We start from the raw sequence: 3,246 nt of genomic DNA on the forward strand, positions 1-3,246 counted from the left end.
GCGGCACCCGGAGGGGGTGGGTGGTGCGCCAGGCCGCGGGGAACGGGCGGTGGCCCCGGCCCGCACCGGGACGAGGGCCGGGCACGAGCGCGGCAGCGGTCGCCAGGGGGCAGGCGGTCGCACGGGGCAGCGGCAGGACGGTGGCGCTCACGGGCGGTCCCTCCCAGGCGGTCGCGGTCGAACGGGTGTTCGAACGGTGCTGCCGAGATTTCTACCACCGACCTCCGACACGGACCAGCGTCGTTCGAACACCTGTTTGAACCCGGGGCCCGTTGGGCCTAGGTTGATCGCAGCACGCCCGGCGCCCGCCGGGACCGCACGCGGGGCCGCGACCCCGCACGGGAGACGAGGAGCGGACTGTGGCGGGACGGAAGGGGTCGGTGCACCAGCTGCCCGACGGTCCCCTCGACGGGGCCGGGCTCACCGCACGGCAGCGGCTCGTGCTGCAGACCATCACCGAGGCCGTGGAACGGCGGGGCTACCCCCCGAGCATGCGCGAGATCGGGCAGGCGGTGGGCCTCACGAGCCCCAGCAGCGTCGCCCACCAGCTCGCGACCCTGCAGCGCCTGGGCTTCCTGCGCCGCGACCCGAACCGCCCGCGCGCCATCGAGGTGGTCCAGCCACCCGCCGGCGCGGAGCAGGTGCCCGCCGCCGCACCGGGCGGGACCGCACCGGGCGGGACCGCGCTCGAGCAGCCGCCCGCCGCGGCGTACGTCCCCCTCGTGGGGCGGATCGCCGCCGGCGGCCCCATCCTCGCCGAGCAGGTCGTGGAGGACGTGTTCCCGCTCCCCCGCCAGATCGTCGGCGAGGGCGCGCTCTTCCTCCTGGAGGTCTCCGGCGACTCGATGGTCGGGGCGGCGATCTGCAACGGCGACTGGGTGGTGGTGCGGCAGCAGCCGACCGCCGAGAACGGTGACATCGTGGCCGCCATGATCGACGGCGAGGCCACCGTCAAGACGCTGCGCCGCCGCGACGGCCACGTCTGGCTCGTGCCGCACAACGAGCTCTACGAGCCCATCAACGGCGACGAGGCCACGATCCTGGGCCGCGTGACGGCGGTGCTGCGGCGGGTCTGAGGGGTTTCGGCCCCCGGGCCCCCGTCACCCCCACCTCCCGGCCCGGCGGAGGTCAGGAGCTCGAGGCCGCCAGGCGCTGCAGGGCCGAGCGGGCCACCTCCGGCGACGTCGTGGGCCAGAAGTCGGGCAGGCTGCGGCGCAGGAACTCGCCGTAGCGCGCCGTGGCCAGCCTCGCGTCGAGCACCGCGACCACGCCCCGGTCCTGCCCGCTGCGCACCAGGCGGCCGGCCCCCTGGGCCAGGCGCACCCCGGCGTGCGCCACGGAGACCGCCATGAACCCGTTGCCGCCCGCCGCGGTCACCGCCTCGGCGCGCGCCGACATCAGGGGGTCGTCGGGGCGCGGGAAGGGGATGCGGTCGATGACGACGAGCTGGCAGGAGGGCCCGGGCACGTCGACGCCCTGCCACAGCGACATCGTGCCGAACAGCGAGACGGCCGGGTCGGCCTCGAAGCGGCGCACGAGGCGCGGCAGCCGGTCCTCGCCCTGGCACAGCACCGTCAGCCCGGTGCGCCGGCGCACCTCCGCGGCGGCGTTCTCCGCGGCGCGCCGGGACGAGAACAACCCCAGGGTGCGCCCGCCGGCCGCGGCGACCAGGTCGCTGAGCTCGGCCAGCACCGCCTCCCCCGTGCCGTCGCGACCCGGCGGCGGCAGGTGCCGCGCGACGTACAGGATGCCCTGGCTGGGGTAGTCGAAGGGGCTGCCCACGTCCAGGCCCCGCCACGGCATCGAGCTGCGCCCATCGGAGGCGCGCCGCAGGCCGAACTGCCCGGCGACGGCGTCGAAGGAGCCACCCACCGCGAGCGTCGCGGAGGTGCACACCACCGTGCGCTCGGCGAACACCTTCTCCCGCAGCAGCCCCGCCACCGACAGCGGCGCCACGTGCAGCGCGGGGCCGCGCAGCTCGGAGGCGGACGTCCAGATGACGTCGTGCTCGGCGTGCTCGGCGAGCCGCTCGGCGACGTCGAACACCTCCGAGACGGCGGCCCGCGCCAGGTGGCGGCCGCCGCGGGCCTCGGGCGCCTCGTCGGCACCGGCGGCGTCGGCCTGTTCCTTGAGCTCGCTGAGGGTGCTGCGGGCGGCGTCGCGGACGGCGCCGACCGCGCTCAGCAGCCCCTGCGACCAGTGCGTCACCCGCCCCGGCGGCACCTGCTCGAGCACCTCCGCGAGGGCGTCGGCGGCCTGCTCCAGCGCCGCGGGCACGTGCCCGGCGCCGCGGCGCACCCGGCGGGTGGCGGCGTGCACGGAGGCGCTGGACAGCTCCTTGGAGCCGACGGCGGTGACGCGGTCGGCCAGCTCGTGGGCCTCGTCGACGACGAGGAGGTCGTGCTCGGGCAGGGTGGCCCGGCCCTCCACGGCGTCGATGGCGGTGAGGGCGTGGTTGGTGACGACGACGTCCACCTCGCGCGCGCGGGCCCGGGTGCGCTCGCTGAAGCACTCCGCCGCCGCGGGGCAGCGCTGCGGGCCCAGGCACTCCCGGGCCGTCACGGACACCTGCCGCCACGCCCGGTCGCTGACACCGGGGTCGATCTCGTCGCGGTCGCCGGTCGGGGTCCGCGCCGCCCACTCCCGCAGCCGCTGCACCTCCCGGCCCAGGCGCCCGGCGTCCTGCGGGCCGCTGTCGGGCAGGTCGAACAGCGCGGCCTCCTCCGCCCCGAAACCGCCGTCCAGCTTGTTGCGGCACACGTAGTTGGCGCGGCCCTTGAGCAGCTGCCAGGTGGGCTCGCGGGAGAGCGCGGGGGCCAGCGCGGCCGCCACCCTGGGCAGGTCGCGGGCGTCGATCTGCGCCTGCAGCGCCAGGGTGGCCGTGCTCACGACGACGGCGCGCCCGGTCGCCACGGCGTGGGCGACGGCGGGCACGAGGTAGGCCAGCGACTTGCCGGTGCCCGTGCCGGCCTGCACGAGGAGGTGCCGGCCGGTGCTGACCGCGTCGGTGACGGCGGCGGCCATGGCGAGCTGCCCGTCGCGGCGGCTGCCACCGACCGCGGCCACGGCCAGGTCCAGCAGCTGCGCGGTGCGCTCGTCGAGGGCAGGGGCGGGCGCGGGCGCACTGCTGGGGGGCACCGTTGGAGTGTGCCCTACGGCTGCGACACGTCCGGTCCCCCGCGGGGGCGCACCGCGGCGCCGGCGGGCACGCGGCCGGCCGCACGGAGGAGCGCGCCGCCGGCCGGG

The 3,246-nt window shown here is 77.4% G+C and carries 2 protein-coding genes; one reads left to right on the top strand and one right to left on the bottom strand.

Features of this window, described 5'->3' with window-relative positions:
• Window positions 1-359: 359 nt before the first annotated feature.
• Entirely contained in the window at window positions 360-1,076 is a 717-nt protein-coding gene (gene lexA / locus ABEB16_RS14120) for a transcriptional repressor LexA (RefSeq protein WP_345712877.1), read from the top strand.
• Between the two features lie 52 nt (window positions 1,077-1,128).
• On the opposite strand, the gene ABEB16_RS14125 is transcribed toward lexA, so the two are convergent.
• Complete coding sequence (locus tag ABEB16_RS14125; protein ID WP_345712878.1) at window positions 1,129-3,138, bottom strand: ATP-dependent DNA helicase; 2,010 nt, start codon at window positions 3,136-3,138, stop codon at window positions 1,129-1,131.
• Window positions 3,139-3,246 lie beyond the last annotated feature (108 nt).

The sequence above is a fragment of the Kineococcus glutinatus genome (assembly GCF_039542765.1).
In the GTDB taxonomy this organism is placed as follows: Bacteria; Actinomycetota; Actinomycetes; order Actinomycetales; family Kineococcaceae; genus Kineococcus_A; species Kineococcus_A glutinatus.